This window comes from Arthrobacter sp. K410C (genome assembly GCF_059090105.1).
Genome location: NZ_JBNHFJ010000001.1, coordinates 502,662 through 519,269, shown reverse-complemented (window position 1 = coordinate 519,269; position 16,608 = coordinate 502,662). Strand labels below are relative to the sequence as shown.

Genomic DNA, 16,608 nt, shown 5'->3' with positions numbered 1-16,608 from the left:
TCCACGGGCTTCGGCAAAGAACTGGCGCGCCCTAGGCTTGAGGCATGCGCGCATCTGGCCACCCGGCCGAACTGCAACCCAAACGCGATCCCCAGCGCCGGCTGGCCCTGCGCCCCTACGCGAGGGCTGTTGCCCAGGTCCTGCGGGTCAGTTTCCACGCCTCCCCGGGCGCGGTCATCATGAAGGTGCTCGGCTCGCTCATCTCAGCGGTGTTGCCCCTGGTCACCACCTACTTCGCGGCCCTGACCACCACCGCCCTGGCGGCTGCCTACACGGGTGATACCGGTGCCGGCCAGATGGCCATCGTCTACGTCATCATCACCGCCGCGCTGGGCCTCTTCTGGGGCGCCTTCACAAGCGTCGACCGCTACATCCAGCAGCTCATGAGCTTCAAGGTAGGGGCCATCGTAGGCGACCAGATGTACGAACGCTTCCTGGCCCTCGAGTTCTGGCGGTACGACGACAAAGAGACCGTTGACCTCTACGACCGTGCCAAGCGGTTCTCCGATTCCTATGCCCGCGTCCTCGACCGGATCGCCGGCATCTTCACCCAGCTCGTCTCGGTGATCCTGGCCGTGGGAGCCCTGCTGCTGGTCAGCTGGTGGATCGCGGTCATCGTCCTGGTGGCGATCGTGCCCAGCGTCTACTTGCAGTTCAAGCTCTCCCGGGAACAGATCGCGCACTGGAACACCCAGGTGGACTCCCGGCGGCAGCGCCGGATGATCGAGACCAACCTCCTCCGGCCCCAGCACATCGCGGAAATGCGCCTCTACGGAATCGTCAATTTCCTGATGGATCTCCGGTCCAGGCTCCGGGACGCGGACGAGCGCCGCCGGCTCGATTTCCAGCGGCGGTACATTCCCAAGCAGCTGGCTGCCGACGCCCTGCAGTACGGGGCGGAGGTGGTCTCGCTGATCTGGGTGGTGGGGCAGATCATCGCCCGCGCCCAGCCCGTTGGCCAGTTCCTCTACGTCCAGCAGATCGTCAGCCGGGCGCTGTCCACCGCGAACAACCTGGTCTCCTCCCTTAGCTCGATTGACGAGGACCTGGCCAACCTCAAGGACTACGAGCTGTTCATGGCCCTGCCCGTCCACTCCGAACACGCGCCGCCGCTGTTGGCCGCGCCCCGGGAAGTGGAGCTCAGGGACATCCGCTTCACCTACACCGGGAGCGACATTGAGGTCATCCGCGGGATCAGCATGACCATCCGCGAGGGCCAGCACATCGCCATCGTGGGGGAGAACGGTGCGGGAAAGTCCACCCTGATCCGGATCCTGGCCGGGCTCTACCGGCCGGACTCGGGGCAGGTATTGCTCGACGGCGTCGACCTTGCCGCCCTCGACGTTACGTCCTGGCACCGGCACTTGGCGGTGCTGAGCCAGGAGTTCCTCAAGTACGAGTTCGCAACGGCCGCCGAGAACATCTACTTCGGCGACGTCGAGAGTTCCCGCGATGACGCGCGAATCCGCCGGGCCGCTGCCGACGCCGAGGCGCTGGACTTCATCAACAAGCTGCCCAACGGCCTGGACAACCATGTCAGCAACTGGATGGAGGACCCCCGCGGCCGCAAGGGCAGCGGCCTGTCCGGCGGGCAATGGCAGCGGCTCGCGATGGCAAGGAACTTCTACCGCGACGCCTCGTTCATGGTGATGGACGAACCCACCTCCGCCATCGACGCGCTCGCTGAGCACCGGATTTTCACGCGGCTTTTCGCGGACCGCAGCAGCACGATCATTGCCATCAGCCACCGGCTGGCCACCATCGAGAAGGCGGACATCGTTTACATGCTTGAGGACGGCCGCATCGTGGAGCAGGGCACCCACCGGGAACTGGTGGCACTCCGCGGCCGCTACTTCCGCATGTTCGAATCCCAGATCCCCGCCAGCCCCCTAACCTCGCAAGCTCGGCCAGGGAACCCTGCTGGCGTGGGCCCTGAGGAAGCAGGCGGGGTCTAGGGTTCCTCGAAAATCCACCGCCTGCCCATCAGGCCACTCTAGCCAAGGGCGGCACGCGGGCTGGGATAACCTAGAGCAGTGACTTATGAGATCGAGATCGGCCGTGGCAAGCGTGGGCGTCGTGCCTACTCCCTGGATGACATAGCAATCGTCCCCAACCGTCGTACCCGCGACCCCAAGGACGTCTCCGTCTCCTGGCAGATCGATGCCTACCAGTTCAGCATGCCCGTCATTGCGGCACCCATGGATTCGGCCATGTCCCCGGCAACCGCCATCACCCTCGGCAAGCTTGGCGGCCTGGGCGTGCTTGACCTTGAGGGCCTCTGGACGCGTTACGAGGATCCGCAGGCCATCCTGGACGAGATCGGCGCACTGCAGGACGAGACCAACAGCCCTGCTGTGACGCGTCGGATGCAGGAGCTGTACCAGGCACCCATCCAGCCCGAGCTCATCACCACCCGCCTCGCCGAGATGCGCGACGCCGGCGTCACTGTTGCCGGCTCCCTGACCCCGCAGCGCACGCAGGAACACTACAAGACCGTGGTGGCCGCGGGCGTCGACATCTTCGTAATCCGGGGAACCACCGTCTCGGCGGAGCATGTGTCCAAGGACCACGAGCCGCTGAACCTGAAGCAGTTCATCTACGAGCTTGACGTCCCCGTCATCGTGGGAGGCGCGGCCGGCTACACCCCTGCACTGCACCTCATGCGGACCGGTGCGGCCGGCGTGCTGGTCGGCTTCGGCGGCGGCGCCACAACCACCACGCGCCGCGCGCTGGGCATCCACTCGCCCATGGCCTCCGCCATCTCCGACGTTGCCGCCGCCCGCCGCGACTACATGGACGAGTCCGGCGGCCGGTACGTGCATGTGATCGCCGACGGCGGCATGGGCGCCTCCGGCGACATCGTCAAGGCCATCGCCATGGGCGCCGACGCCGTCATGCTGGGCAGCGCCCTGGCACGGGCCGAGGAGGCACCCGGCAAGGGCTGGCACTGGGGGCAGGAAGCGCACCACCTGGAACTCCCGCGCGGGGACCGGGTCAACGTGGGCACGGTCGGCCCGCTGGAGGAAGTCCTCTTCGGACCGGGCCACCACACCAACGGAACGTCCAACCTGATCGGGGCCCTCCGCCGTTCGATGGCTACCACGGGCTATTCGGACCTCAAGGAATTCCAGCGGGTCGACGTCGTCGTATCCCCTTACGAAGGGAACTGACCCGCAAGGGAAGGCCAGGGGCGGCGTCCGTCCCTGGCCTTCCTCCCAAGCGGGCCCCCAGCAAGTAGTGTGGTCCTACTACCGGCACTAGAGGCACTGGAGGCGTTCGATGAAGACTGTTCCTGCTCATGGCGGGGCACTCGGCCCGGCAGCCAGGGAAGCAGCCATCCAGCGGCTTCGTGATACCTCACGGCCCGGCCAGGAACTAGACATCCTCATTGTCGGCGGCGGCATCGTCGGCACCGGAGCAGCCCTCGACGCCGTCACCCGGGGACTGAGCGTTGGCATCGTCGAAGCCAGTGACTGGGCAGCCGGGACCTCATCCCGGTCCTCCAAGCTCATCCACGGCGGCCTGCGCTATCTTGAAATGCTCGACTTCGCGCTGGTGAAGGAAGCCCTGCAGGAGCGCGGGCTGCTGCTCTCCGAGCTCGCGCCGCACCTGGCCCGGCCGGTGCCCTTCCTGTACCCGCTCACCAAACCCTTCATCGAGCGTCCGTATGTGGGAGCCGGCATCGCGCTGTACGATGCCATGTCCATCTCCAGCGGACACAGCCGCGGCGTTCCCTTCCACAAGCACCTGTCGAAGCGCGGCACATTGCGCGCCGCCCCGAGCCTGAAGAACGATGCGTTCGTGGGTTCCATCAGGTACTACGACGGGCAGGTGGATGACGCCAAGTACGTCGCCAACCTGGTCCGCACCGCCGCGTACTACGGTGCCCACGCCGTCAACCAGATGGCCGTGGTGGACTTCCTGCGCGAAGGCGAACGCGTTGTGGGGGCCAAGGTGGTCAACCGTGAGGACGGCACGCAGTTCAATATCCGCGCCAAGCAGGTCATCAACGCCACCGGCGTCTGGACCGACGAAACACAGGCGATGGTGACCGAACGCGGCCAGCTGAAGGTGCGGGCCTCCAAGGGGATCCACCTGGTGGTGCCCCGCGACCGCTTCCAGTCCACCGTGGGACTGATCCTGCGCACCGAAAAATCGGTGCTGTTCGTCATCCCGTGGGGCCGGCACTGGATCATCGGCACCACGGACACCGACTGGAATCTGGACAAGGCCCATCCGGCAGCATCAAGCAAAGACATCGACTACATCCTCGAGCACGTCAACAGGGTCCTCAAGCGGCCGCTCACCCGCGAAGATGTTGAAGGCGTGTACGCCGGGCTGCGGCCCCTCCTTGCCGGCGAAAACGACACCACCGCCAAGCTGTCACGCGAACACGTGGTGGCGCACCCGGTCCCCGGCCTCGTCGTCGTCGCGGGCGGAAAATGGACCACCTACCGGGTGATGGCCAAGGACGCCGTGGACGAGGCCACCCGCACCATGGACGAGCGGGTCCCGCCGAGCTGCACGGAAACCATCCCGCTGCTTGGGGCCCACGGCTTCCGCGCGGCATGGAACCGGCGGAACCGGACCGCCGAGGAATCGGGCGTGCATGTGGCCCGGATCGAGCACCTGCTCAACCGGTACGGGTCCCTGATCCCGGAGGTGCTGGCCCTCATCGAAGAGAACCCGGCGCTGGCCGAGCCGATTCCGGGAGCCGACGACTACCTCCAGGCCGAGGCCGTCTACGCGGCAACACACGAGGGGGCGCGGCACGTGCACGACGTGCTGACCCGGCGGACGCGGATCTCGATTGAAGCGTGGGACCGTGGTGTGTCCGCGGTCCCGGTTGTCGCTAAACTGATGGGTGACGTCCTCGGCTGGAGCGACGCGCAGCGCGAAAATGAGGTGCGGCACTACATTGCGCGCGTGGAGGCCGAACGCCTCAGCCAGCAACAGCCGGACGACAAATCCGCAGACGCCGCCCGCCTGGGTGTGGAAGACATCGTGCCCTTGCGCTGAGGGGCCGGATGCCCCGTACTGCCGACTGAAGGGAAACGCCTTGGCGGAAGCACTTGACCCGTATGATGCGGACCTCACCACCCCCGAGATGGTGATCCTGGAGATGGAGGCATCGGACAAGGCCGACGCCGCAACCCAGCTCGCGGAACGGCTCTACGCCGCCGGGCGCGTCTCGAACCTTGAGGGGTTCCTGCAGCACGTTAACGCCCGCGAGCACCAGCTGGCCACCGGACTTCCGGGTGGAATCGGCCTGCCGCACGCGCGCAGCGAGTTCGTGACCCGCACGTCCATTGCGGTGGGCGTCGCCAAATACGGCTCCGCCTTGGACTTCGGTGCAGCCGACGGCCCCGCAACGCTGATCCTTCTGATTGCCACCCCCGCCAGCTCCTTCTCCGACCACCTTGAAGTCCTGGCGACCCTGGCCAGGTCCCTGTCCAAGGAATCGTTCCGCGAATCCCTGCGGCGCGCCTACGACGCCGACATCATTTCCGAACTGATCAACTCCAGCCTGGTCTTTTTCGACCACTGATCCGGTGCCCGCCGCAGATGCCGCCGGCGTCGGCGTTTAGCTGTTCTACAAAGGTACGAAGTACGGTTAACACGTGTGGAAAACTGCCCTTAAACCCCGCTGGATCGCTGGATTTGTTTTTGCGATCGCCATTTCCGGGGTCTTCGTGCTGCTGAGCCAGTGGCAGTTCGGGCGCTCCACGCAGCCCGAGGCCCCGGTCAACCCTGCCACCGAACAGGTCCAGCCGCTGACCGATACCCTCCAGCCGGGCGAGTTTTTCCACGGTACCGACGCCGACCAGATGGTCAGCGCGCGGGGCAGCTACGACCCGGACAAGCAGGTCCTGGTCCCGGGCCGCCTGCACGAAGGCCGAACCGGCTACTGGGTGGTTGCCGCCTTCGCCGTCGACGGCGCCCCGGCGCTGACCGGCGCTGCGGCCTCGCCGCAAACCTGGATCCCCGTGGCCCGCGGATGGGTGGCCGACCCCGCCGACGCGCCAGCGCCGCCGTCAGGCGCTGTTGAACTGACCGGGCGGCTCCTGCCGTCCGAGGCCCCCCTCGCCAAAACGGCGCCGCAGCCGGGCCAGGCAACCGCCGTCTCCGTGGCCGAACTCATCAACTACTGGGAGATCAGCAGCTACCCGGGCTTCGTGGCCGCCACCGCCGAAGTGGCAGGGGGAGCGGATGTCAGCCCGGCCGGCGTGCCCGGCGACCTGCTGCCCCTGGAGATCGGGCCGCAGCCGCCCGGGCAGCAGATCAACTGGCTCAACCTCTTCTACTCCCTCGAATGGGTGGTCTTCGCCGGGTTCGCCCTGTTCATCTGGTGGCGGCTGGTCAAGGACGACTACCACCGGGACCTGGAAGAGGGCCTTGACGATGAACACCACGAGGCCGGCCCGGATCCCGGGCAAAAGCCTGACCAGAACCAGCACCCGGAACCGACCCAGCAAAAGGTACAGCCATGATTGAACCGAAACCCGCCACCTCCGCAGAAGGCGGCAACACAGCCGGCAAGGCCGCAGGCAAGAAGCGGCGCTTTGGGGGCACCGAGGCGCAGATCCGCTCGGCCCTGAAGTTCTACAAGGTGCTGGCCTACCTCACAGGCGCCATGCTGCTCCTGCTCTGCGCCGAACTGATCGCCCGGTACGGCTTCGGCCAATACCTGTTCGCCGGCGGCACCAACGCCGCGACTGGGCAGCCCTTCGGCTTCGGGTTCGCCGACGCCGAGCCTCCGGGCGTGCTGGACGGGGTCAACCTGTCCGTCACCGTCCTGATCGTGCACGGCTGGATGTACGTGGTGTACCTGATGTCCAACTTCCGGCTCTGGTCGCTCATGCGCTGGCCGTTCCTCAAGCTGATCCTGCTCGCCCTCGGCGGCGTCATCCCGTTCCTGTCCTTCATCGTGGAGAAGAAGTTCCACGCCGAGGTGGAGGCCGAGCTGGCCGCCAACCCGCAGGCACCGCAGCGGTACTAGTCCCTGGCACCCGGGCCACCGCCCGCCGTCGGACGTCTGCTCCGTCACAGCACCGCCTCTCAAGGTGCGCCGGTGCAACGGCGCAAAGTAGGCTATTACGGTGACTACTCCCACTGCATCCCAGACTTCCCAGAAGCCGGTGCTGGTAGTTGACTACGGTGCCCAGTACGCGCAGCTGATTGCACGCCGCGTCCGGGAAGCAAACGTGTATTCGGAAGTGGTTCCGCATACCTACTCCACCGAGCAGCTCCTCGCCAAGAATCCGGCCGCCATCATCCTTTCCGGCGGGCCCTCCAGCGTCTACGCCGACGGCGCCCCGACCGTAGGTGCCGACCTCTTCGAGGCCGGTGTGCCGGTCTTCGGCATCTGCTACGGCTTCCAGGCCATGGCGAACGCCCTGGGCGGCAAGGTGGACAAGACCGGCCTGCGGGAGTACGGCTCCACGGAAACCACCATCCTTGGCGAGGGACGCTCCGTCCTGGAGGGCATGCCCCAGCACCAGAAGACCTGGATGAGCCACGGTGACTCCGTCCACCTGGCCCCGGAGGGGTTCGAGGTGCTGGCGACGACGGCGGGCGCCGAAGTGGCTGCCTTCGCCAACGAGGAAAAGGGCCTGTTCGGCGTGCAGTGGCACCCCGAGGTCAAGCACTCCGCCTATGGCCAGCAGGTGCTTGAGAACTTCCTGTTCAACTGCGCCAAGATCGAAGCCAACTGGACCACCGGCAACATTGTCGAGGAACAGGTGGAGCGCATCCGCCAGCAGGTGGGGGACGCCCGCGTGATCTGCGGCCTCTCCGGAGGCGTGGACTCAGCCGTCGCCGCTGCCCTGGTGCAGCGCGCCGTGGGTGACCAGCTCACCTGTGTCTTCGTGGACCACGGCCTGCTGCGTGAAGGCGAAGCCGAACAGGTGGAACGGGACTTCGTTGCCGCCACCGGCGTGAAGCTCTACGTCGCCAACGAGCAGGAGCGCTTCCTGTCCGCCCTCGCCGGCGTCAGCGATCCCGAAACCAAGCGCAAGATCATCGGCCGCGAGTTCATCCGCGCCTTCGAAGAGGCCGAGCTGGCCATCATCGCCGAGGCCGCGGCACACGGCGAGAAGATCAAGTTCCTGGTCCAGGGCACACTGTATCCGGACGTCGTCGAATCCGGCGGCGGCGAAGGTGCGGCGAACATCAAGAGCCACCACAACGTGGGCGGGCTTCCCGAGGACCTGCAGTTCGAACTCGTCGAGCCGCTCCGGGCACTGTTCAAGGACGAGGTCCGCGCCGTCGGCGCCCAGCTTGGGCTGCCGCAGGAGATCGTGGGCCGCCAGCCGTTCCCCGGACCAGGCCTGGGCATCCGGATCGTCGGCCAAGTCACCAAGGAGCGCCTGGACCTGCTGCGCAAGGCCGACGCCATTGCCCGGGCCGAGCTGACCGCTGCCGGGCTGGACAACGACGTATGGCAGATGCCCGTGGTCCTGCTGGCCGATGTCCGCAGCGTGGGCGTCATGGGTGACGGCCGCACCTACGGCCACCCCATCGTGCTCCGCCCTGTCTCCTCCGAGGACGCCATGACCGCTGACTGGTCGCGGCTCCCGTACGACCTCCTGGCCAGGATTTCGAACCGGATCACCAACGAGGTGGACGGCGTCAACCGCGTGGTGCTGGACGTCACCAGCAAGCCGCCGGGAACCATCGAATGGGAATAGCGTTCTGAGTGGCCGGCCTCCGATACGGAGGCCGGCCACTCCTGTTTCCGGATCAAATCTCCGCAATTTCGGGCACTCCAGTGTTGCGGTCTCTCGAGTCCGGCGCCGGAGCGGCTACGCTCGAACGTATGCCGGTATGGTCCAGGGCGTCACGCGCAAGCGCAGAAAAGAAGGCAGTAGTGTCAGTTGGTCAAGGCCACCCGGAAGGCTCGGAAGAGCTTCGCAAATGGCTGTCCGGGCTCAAACCCGTCACGGGTGCAGACACGATGCTGCGCTTCACCAAGACCCCTGAGGGCTCCATTGACCTGACCCACGCGCACCCGTCCGGTCTTGCCCAGCTCATGGCCGGGCGCCGCACCCGCCTGTCCACCCTGATCCGGGACCGGCAGCAGTACCTCGTGGCGGCGCGGGCCTCACGCAACATCCGCTCCAAGATTTTCGAACTCGCCAACGACCGCGGGATCGACGCCGGCTACCTCTCGGCCGGCACGGTGGTGTGGACGTCCGCCGTCGGCGGCAAGCCGCAGCGTATCTCGGCGCCCGTCATGCTCACCGCGATTTCCCTGACCGTCCGACCGGGCGAAGACGACTACGAGCTCCAGCTGACGGAGCAGGCGCACATCAACCCGGCATTGGTCCGGCACCTGAAGACCATCCACGGCATCGTGTTCGACGTCAACGCCGTCACCCGGCTGGCCTACAGCACCGCCCGCTTCGACCCGCAGCCTGTACTGGACCGGCTGGGCACCCTGATCCGGCCCATCCATGGCGCCGAGGCCCAGCACAACCTGCTCGTGTCCACCTTCGCGGACCTGTCCGGCAACCTGGACGACCCCTGGATCAACGATTCCAATCCCATCGTGTCTGCCCTGGCTACCGCAGCCGGAGGAGAAGTGGTGGACGTGGCGGAACCGGATCCGTCCCGTTTCCCGCCACTGGACAGCCGGCACCCCCAGGACGAGCTGCTCCTGCTGGATGCGGACACGGACCAGCAGTACGTCATTGATGCTGCGCGCGCCGGTGATTCCCTGGTGGTCAGCAGCCCGCCGGGCACAGGGCAGACGCAGACGGCCATCAACACCATCGGCGCCCTGGTGGATGCCGGCAAGACCGTCCTGGTAGTGGGTGACCGCCGCGCCAGCCTCAACGAGGTGTCCGGCCAGCTGGAGTCCCTGGGCCTTGAATCCATCCTGTTCCAGCTCTCCGGGAACGTCACCGCGCAGCAGCTGAAAGGCCAGCTGGTCCGGGCCATCGTCCGCAACGAGAAGTCGCTGGAACCACAGCTCGGCAACCTCCACGCCACCCTGACCGAGCACCGCCACGCGCTGATGGACCACGTGGCCTCGCTGCACAATGTCCGGCAGCGGTGGGGATGCTCGCCTTACCAAGCCATGCAGTCGCTGGCGGAACTGACTTCCATCCACCCCGCCCCGGCCACCACGGTCCGGCTCAAGCGGAGCGTCCTGGACAGCATCCGCGACCGTGACGAACTGGCCGGAAGGCTGCGCCGTGCGGCGGAACTGGGCAGCTTCAGCAAGGCCGCAACCACCAGCCCCTGGCATGGGGCACGGCTCCTCACCCGGAAGGAAACCGAGGAAGCCCAGGAGCTGGTCCGTTCCGTGGCGAAGAGCCTGCCTGCCCTGCGGGAGCGCATGAATGCCGTGGCAGAGCACGCCGAGATCCGCGTCGGTGAATCCTTCGCCGAATGGGGCGAGCAGCTGGAACTGCTGGTGGCAGTCCGCGGCAGCCTGGACAAGTTCACCCCGGACATCTTCGACCGGCCGGTGACCGACCTCATCTCCGCCACCGCCCCTTCCGCCTGGCGGCGGGAACGCGGCATCGAGATGACCTCCATGCAGCGGTCCAGGCTGCGCAGGGTCGCCAAGGAATACGTCCGGCCCGGCGTCCACATCGCCGACCTGCACAGCTCCCTGGTCCTGGTTCAGGAACAGCGGGCCCTGTGGGCAGGCTACGCCACCACCCAGCGGCACCCGGCTGTTCCGTCCGGGCTTGCCGAGATGAACGCCATGTACCGGGAACTGGACCGAGAGCTCACCCAGCTGGGAGAGGCCCTGAAGCATACCGAGGCGGGCGGTTCGCTCTCCACGGTCCGGTACGGGGAACTCATGGACCGCCTTGAGCGGCTGGTGGCGGATACGGACACGCTCAAGACCCTGCCGGAACGAACGCTGCTGGTGGAAAACATGCGTGAGCACGGGCTGGGGGAGCTTTTGGCTGACCTGGCCGAGCGGGAAGTACCCGCCGCTTCCGTCGCCGCCGAGCTGGAGCTCGCCTGGTGGCAGTCTGCGCTTGAGGCGATGATCAGCGGTGACGACTACCTGGCGATGTCCGACGGCGACGCCCTCCGGCAGCTCGAAGCCGAGTACCGGCTCGCGGACAATGCGCACATAGCCAGCGGGGCGGCCCGGCTCCGCTGGGACCTTGCCGAGCGCTGGCGCGCCGCGATCGCCGGGCAGCCCCGCCAGGCCGACCTCCTGCGCAGCCTGCTCAAAGACGGCCGCGTGTCGCTGCCGGCGCTGACCGCCCAGGCCCCGGACCTGATCGGTACCCTGGTGCCCGTGTGGTCCGTCAGCCCGTACCTGATGACCGGGCTGCTACCGGCAGAGCAACATTTCGACGCCGTGGTCATCCTCGACGCCGAAGCCACCTCGCTGCAGGCGGTACTTCCCTCCATTGCGCGCGCACGCCAGGTGATTGCCTTCGGTGACGCCCGCATCGCCAGCCCGCGCACCTTCACAGTGGGTGTGGAGCGGCTGGCGCCCGGTGAATCAGCGCATCAGCGGGTGGAGAGTGCCTTCACCGCGCTGTCCGCCGTGCTGCCGGTGTGGCGGCTAAACTTCGTTTACCGAGCGGTGGACGAGGACCTGGTCCTGCAGCTGAGCAAGAACTTCTACGACGGCGGGCTCCGCCGGCTGCCGGAGGGACAGTCGGCCACGGGGCTGGACCGGTCCCTGCTGGTGGAGTACCTGCCGGACGGAACCGGGCTGCCCAGCGCCGACCATGAAGGTGTTGAATCCGTGGTGGCCGAGGTCAACCGGGTGGTGGAGCTGGTCTTCGAACACGCCCGCCTGCGCCCGCGCACCTCGCTGGCCGTGGTGACCGCCAGCCTTCGCCACGCTGCCCGGATCGGTGAGGCCATCAGGCTCCAGCTGCCCAACCACCCCGGACTCGCCGGGTTCTTCGGCGCGGGCCCGGAGTCGTTCCGGGTGGTGGACCTTGAGCGGGCCCAGGGCCTGGTGCGCGACCACGTCATTTTCTCACCGGGCTTCGGCCGGACACCGCATGGGCGCGCCCTGCACAGCTTCGGGCCGCTGTCCGCCGAGGGAGGGCGGGAAAAGTTCGCCCTCGCGATGACCCGCGCCCGGCGCTCGATGCACGTTCTGACGTGCTTCCGGCCCGAGGACCTGGACCACACCCGGCTCACGCACGGGGCAGTGGACCTGTATGCCCTGCTGGACCGGGAAATCTCGGGCAACACGGATCTCGGTACGCCCGCGTCCCGCGCTGCCGCCAGCGAACAGGCGCTCGGCGCCGACCCGCTCGTGGCGGACCTGGGCGACCGGCTGCGGGCACGCGGTGCGCGGGTCTGGCACCAGTACGACGGCGCCATCGACGTGGTGGCCGCCGCCGATCCGCTGAACACCATGGGCCAGGACGACGCCGATCTTCCCTGGCCGGTGGCTATCGAGTCCGACGGCACGGAACAGTACCGCACCATGAGTGTCCGGGAGCGGAGCAGGCTGCGTCCCCAGCTGCTCGAACGGCTTGGCTGGCGGTACATGCCCTTGTGGACCATCGAGGTTTTCACCGATCCGTCCGCCTGTGCAGACCGGATCGCCAAGTACCTCGGACTGGAAAAGATTGTACTTCCGGGACGGGTGGCTTCGCCCGGATTCCTTGACGACGACGTCGACCAGGCGCTGAATGATATTGATGCCGTGGCGGAGTCCGCTCCGGCATCGAACGTTACGCGTTTCCCGGGCCCGGCTTCCGGACGGCGGGCCGGCAACGCAGTACGTGCCGGTCATCAGGCAGCCGCCGCGGACCGGCAGGACAGCAAGGAGGCGGCCCCGGTGGGCAGCGACGAGAAGACCAACAGCACCAACAGCGAAGCGCCGCCCGCAGACGGTGACGAGACAGCGGAAGCGCCTGCGTCGGCCGCCCGTGCCGGCCAGAAGCCGGCGGAGGGCATCCTGCCCGCCCGGGCTGCCGAGGATGATCCGCGGGCGTGGGGCGACCGTGACGATGACCATGACGCATGGCTGAAGGAACAGAAGCCGCCGCACTGGGGGTGACACCTTCGTAGGCCCCGGCGCCGCCTGAAGGAGGCAGCCGGTTACGGCGGTCCGACCAGGACAAAGAACAGCTTGCCTTGCGTGGAGGCACCGGCCAGCCGGGCCGCCTGTTCCGCGTTGGCGGCCACGACGATCAGGCCGTCAGTCTCCTGCGTGCCAAGCCATTGCCCGCCCTGCCCGCCGGTTGCCGAGGTCCACAGCACGGGCACCGCCGCGGCCAGGACTTCGGACGGTGTTTGCTGGTCGAAACCGTTCCCCCCGGTCAGCACCACGTTCACCAGCTGCCCGGGGGAAACCAACTGGATGGACGACGGGTCCGCCATCCGAAGGGGCACTGCAGCTGAGCCGGCAGGACTGCCGGTGAGGAGGCCGGGCCCCAGCAGCTGGGCATCCGCCAGCAGCTGGCCCTTGCGCAGCGGGGCAGCCAGCTGCCTGCCGGACGCTTCGCCGGGTTCGCGCAGGACGCCGTCCGCGAGCATGCCCGGAGGAACCTGGATCGCGGAAAGGTCAGTGGCCGCAAGGGCAGACCCGGCAGGCAGGTCCCGGGCGGCGGCCAGTGCGGTGACGGTGTGGACCGGTGCCGGCGTGAGCTGGTGGACGGTGAGTGCCGCCGCTGCACACAGCAACAGGGCAATGGCAAGTCGGCGGTTGCGGCTCAGCCAGCCGCCAAACCTGGCATTGGGACGGGCAATGGAGCGGCCGGAGGGAACCGGCCGGCCGGGACGTCGAAGGAATCCGGAAGCTTCCCGGCGGGCACGGAAGGGATGAGCAGGCATGCCGCCACGCTAGGCGCCCCAAATATGCAAAAGACAGCGGCCCCGCACCTATGTGGACAATGTCCCATCGGTGCAGGGCCGCCGTCGTAACGGCGGAAGCCGGAATCAGCTGGCGGCAGCCGCAGCTGCCGGAGCGGGAGCGGAAGGTGCCGCTGCCGGAGCAGGCGTGGAAGAAGCCGGCGCTGCGGAGACGGTGTTGCCCTTGGAGTCCCGGGAATCGGTCCGGTAGAAGCCGGAGCCCTTGAACACGACACCCACGCTGTTGAACTTCTTGCGCAGCGCGCCCTGGCATTCCGGGCACGACGTCAGTGAGCTGTCCGAGAACGACTGGACGATGTCGAAGGCGTGGCCGCAATCCTTGCAGGCGTAAGCATATGTTGGCACTGGTGCTCCTCCTCTTGGGCAAACGAGAGGTCCCGTGCTGCCACCTGGTAATCCATTAGCAGTCGCAGGGCCTGAGTGCTAATTCTATCATCCCGTTGCGGCCACCCGCCTGACTTATGCGATCTTGCCCAACGGCCTAAGCCCCGACGGGACAAGGACGGCGGGAACAGGACGGTCGAACTCCTCGGCAGGAATCCGGCCCGCCGGGAGGAGTTCATCGTCATAGATAACAGCGGCCAGCGGGATTTCCTTCCCGGCGGTGGCAAGGTGGCCCAGGAACTTGTCGTAGTAGCCGCCGCCCTGGCCCACCCTGTTGCCGTCGAGATCCACGGCGGTAGCAGGGATGAACAGTGCTGTGGCCTCGCCGGCAACATCCGGTCCGTGGCGGGGCCCAACCGGTTCCATGATGGGTGCGTACCTGCTGCGTTCCAGGGTGCTGTCCGGGCCCCAGATAACCCAGCTCAACTCACGGCCCGGCTCGCAAACGGGGAGCAGGACCTTGTGGCCGTTGCCGTGGAGGGCGGCGATGAGGGGCAGCGTGGGCGGCTCGACGCCAGTACCGAGATACACGCAGAACGTCGCCGGCCTTCCGCCGGACATGGATTCGGCCCAGGCGGCACCATGCATGGCCAGGGCAGCGCCGGCGGCTTCCAGTTCTTCAGGGGTCAGTGCTGCCCTTCGCCGGCGGTGGGCTGTCCGGATGTCGTCCTTGGCGGTGGCTTGCTGTTGGGTCATTGTGTCTCCTTATTACCCGTGCTGGGGGGTTGGTACGCCGGTTCCGGCGCGGCTGCCCGCCGGTCCGTTGATTACTGAATGCTTGACGCTGACGTTAGATTAGTCCGGTGAGTACCCGTAACCCGAGAGTCCGCAAAGCCGTCATCCCCGCTGCCGGTCTGGGCACCAGGTTCCTTCCTGCCACCAAGGCTATGCCCAAGGAAATGCTGCCTGTGGTGGACAAGCCTGCCATCCAGTATGTGGTGGAGGAAGCCGTGCAGGTGGGGCTGAATGACGTTCTGATGATCACGGGACGTAACAAGCGGGCTCTGGAGGACCACTTTGACCGGGTCCCGGCCTTGGAGTCAACGCTTGCCGACAAAGGGGACACTGAGAAACTGGCGTCCATCCAGGCGGCCAGCAACCTTGGCGACATCCATTACGTGCGCCAGGGCGATCCCAATGGGCTGGGCCACGCCGTCCTCCGGGCCAAGCAGCACGTTGGCGATGAAGCCTTCGCCGTGCTGCTGGGGGATGACCTCATTGATGCCCGTGACGAACTGCTCAGCACCATGATCGATGTCCAGGCCAAGACCGGCGGGTCTGTGGTCGCCCTCATCGAGGTGGAACCGTCACAGATCAGCTCCTACGGCTGTGCGGACATCCAGGACATCGACGGCGAAAGCTTTGTGCGGGTCAACGGGCTGGTCGAGAAGCCGTCCGCTGATGAAGCGCCGTCAAACCTTGCTGTTATTGGCCGCTACGTCCTGCATCCGTCCGTCTTCGAAGTTCTGGAGCGCACCGGCCCCGGACGCGGCGGAGAGATCCAGCTGACGGACGCACTGCAGGAGCTCGCCACCGGGAGCGGCGAAGGCCGCGGCGTTTACGGTGTTGTGTTCCGGGGACGCCGCTACGATACGGGCGACAAGCTCAGCTACCTCAAGGCATGCCTGCAGCTCGCCATCGACAGCGAGGACCTCGGCCCGGGCCTGCGGGAGTGGCTGCCGGGGTTCACCGACGGCCTGTCCAAGTAGCAGCTGTGCGATTCGGCCCCATCTGGCCCGTAACCCTGGAGTGCGGCGACCTGGTCCTGCGGCCCATCAGGTACCGGGACAAAAAGGAGTGGACGGAGGTCAGGTCCCGCAACAGCGACTGGCTTGCACCGTGGGAGGCGTCCAACCCGGACCCGCGCGCAGGCCTTCCGGACTACCGGCAGATGGTCCGTTCGTTGAATACGCAGGCCGCCCAGGCCACCGCCCTGCCCTTCGTGATCACGGAGAGAACTCCGGGGCTGCGAAATCCGCCAATCATCGGCCAGTTGACGGTCTCCTCCATCGTGTGGGGGTCGGCGATGATGGCCACCCTGGGATATTGGGTGGACCAGGCCAGGGCCGGGCGCGGAATCGCCCCCACTGCAGTGGCCCTGGTGACCGACCACTGCTTCCAGACCCTGGGGCTGCACCGGATGGAAATCAACATCCGGCCTGAAAATGCGCCCAGCCTGCGGGTGGTGGAGAAGCTGGGCTTCCGGGACGAGGGCTACCGGCCCCGCTACCTCCACATCAACGGCGAATGGGCCGACCACCGGTCGTTCGCCCTGACATCGGAAGAGGTCCCGGAAGGCCTGTTGACACGCTGGCTCGCCACCAGGCCGTCATAAATCCACTCATTTGCTCCCCGGCCTGCGACACACCGCGGCTAATGCCGCAGCAGGAGGCCTGATGCTCA

General features: G+C 67.0%; 13 protein-coding genes. 10 read left to right on the top strand and 3 right to left on the bottom strand.

What is annotated here, in order from left to right:
* The first annotated feature begins 44 nt into the window (after positions 1-44).
* The 8 genes from AC5RU7_RS02450 (at position 45) to AC5RU7_RS02415 (ending at position 13,006) form a co-directional block, all read left to right on the top strand.
* Positions 45-1,955 carry an ABC transporter ATP-binding protein gene (locus AC5RU7_RS02450; protein ID WP_494050928.1) on the top strand — a complete coding sequence of 637 codons (1,911 nt, stop codon included), beginning with the start codon at positions 45-47 and terminating at the stop codon, positions 1,953-1,955.
* Positions 1,956-2,033: 78 nt separating this feature from the next.
* On the top strand, positions 2,034-3,170 hold the full coding sequence (locus tag AC5RU7_RS02445; RefSeq protein WP_494008862.1) for a GuaB3 family IMP dehydrogenase-related protein: 1,137 nt from the start codon (positions 2,034-2,036) through the stop codon (positions 3,168-3,170).
* Positions 3,171-3,279: 109 nt separating this feature from the next.
* Positions 3,280-5,019 (top strand): glycerol-3-phosphate dehydrogenase/oxidase, encoded by a 1,740-nt coding sequence (locus tag AC5RU7_RS02440; protein ID WP_494050927.1) that lies wholly within the window; start codon positions 3,280-3,282, stop codon positions 5,017-5,019.
* A 40-nt stretch (positions 5,020-5,059) separates the two neighbouring features.
* Positions 5,060-5,548, top strand: a complete 489-nt coding sequence (locus tag AC5RU7_RS02435) for a PTS sugar transporter subunit IIA (protein WP_494008860.1) — start codon at positions 5,060-5,062, stop codon at positions 5,546-5,548.
* A 73-nt stretch (positions 5,549-5,621) separates the two neighbouring features.
* Complete coding sequence (locus AC5RU7_RS02430) at positions 5,622-6,491, top strand: SURF1 family protein (RefSeq protein ID WP_494050926.1); 870 nt, start codon at positions 5,622-5,624, stop codon at positions 6,489-6,491.
* Complete coding sequence (locus AC5RU7_RS02425) at positions 6,488-7,000, top strand: DUF3817 domain-containing protein (RefSeq protein ID WP_494050925.1); 513 nt, start codon at positions 6,488-6,490, stop codon at positions 6,998-7,000. The genes AC5RU7_RS02430 and AC5RU7_RS02425 overlap by 4 nt, the downstream gene beginning before the upstream one ends.
* A gap of 100 nt (positions 7,001-7,100) precedes the next feature.
* Positions 7,101-8,690 (top strand): glutamine-hydrolyzing GMP synthase, encoded by a 1,590-nt coding sequence (guaA, locus tag AC5RU7_RS02420; protein ID WP_494050924.1) that lies wholly within the window; start codon positions 7,101-7,103, stop codon positions 8,688-8,690.
* A gap of 128 nt (positions 8,691-8,818) precedes the next feature.
* On the top strand, positions 8,819-13,006 hold the full coding sequence (locus AC5RU7_RS02415) for an AAA family ATPase (protein ID WP_494050923.1): 4,188 nt from the start codon (positions 8,819-8,821) through the stop codon (positions 13,004-13,006).
* A gap of 41 nt (positions 13,007-13,047) precedes the next feature.
* Here AC5RU7_RS02415 and AC5RU7_RS02410 read toward each other — a convergent pair whose 3' ends face one another.
* The 3 genes from AC5RU7_RS02410 to AC5RU7_RS02400 form a co-directional block, all read right to left on the bottom strand.
* A complete protein-coding gene (locus tag AC5RU7_RS02410) occupies positions 13,048-13,782 on the bottom strand; it encodes an RcpC/CpaB family pilus assembly protein (protein ID WP_494050922.1) in 735 nt (244 codons plus the stop codon).
* A 105-nt stretch (positions 13,783-13,887) separates the two neighbouring features.
* Positions 13,888-14,166, bottom strand: a complete 279-nt coding sequence (locus AC5RU7_RS02405; RefSeq protein ID WP_494008854.1) for an FmdB family zinc ribbon protein — start codon at positions 14,164-14,166, stop codon at positions 13,888-13,890.
* A 114-nt stretch (positions 14,167-14,280) separates the two neighbouring features.
* Positions 14,281-14,901: a 5-formyltetrahydrofolate cyclo-ligase gene (locus AC5RU7_RS02400; RefSeq protein WP_494050921.1), complete on the bottom strand. Its 621-nt coding sequence runs from the start codon at positions 14,899-14,901 to the stop codon at positions 14,281-14,283.
* A 107-nt stretch (positions 14,902-15,008) separates the two neighbouring features.
* On the opposite strand from AC5RU7_RS02400, the gene galU reads away from it, so the two are divergent.
* Positions 15,009-15,914, top strand: a complete 906-nt coding sequence (galU, locus tag AC5RU7_RS02395; protein WP_494050920.1) for a UTP--glucose-1-phosphate uridylyltransferase GalU — start codon at positions 15,009-15,011, stop codon at positions 15,912-15,914.
* A gap of 5 nt (positions 15,915-15,919) precedes the next feature.
* Positions 15,920-16,540 carry a GNAT family N-acetyltransferase gene (locus tag AC5RU7_RS02390; protein WP_494050919.1) on the top strand — a complete coding sequence of 207 codons (621 nt, stop codon included), beginning with the start codon at positions 15,920-15,922 and terminating at the stop codon, positions 16,538-16,540.
* The last annotated feature ends 68 nt before the right edge of the window (positions 16,541-16,608 follow it).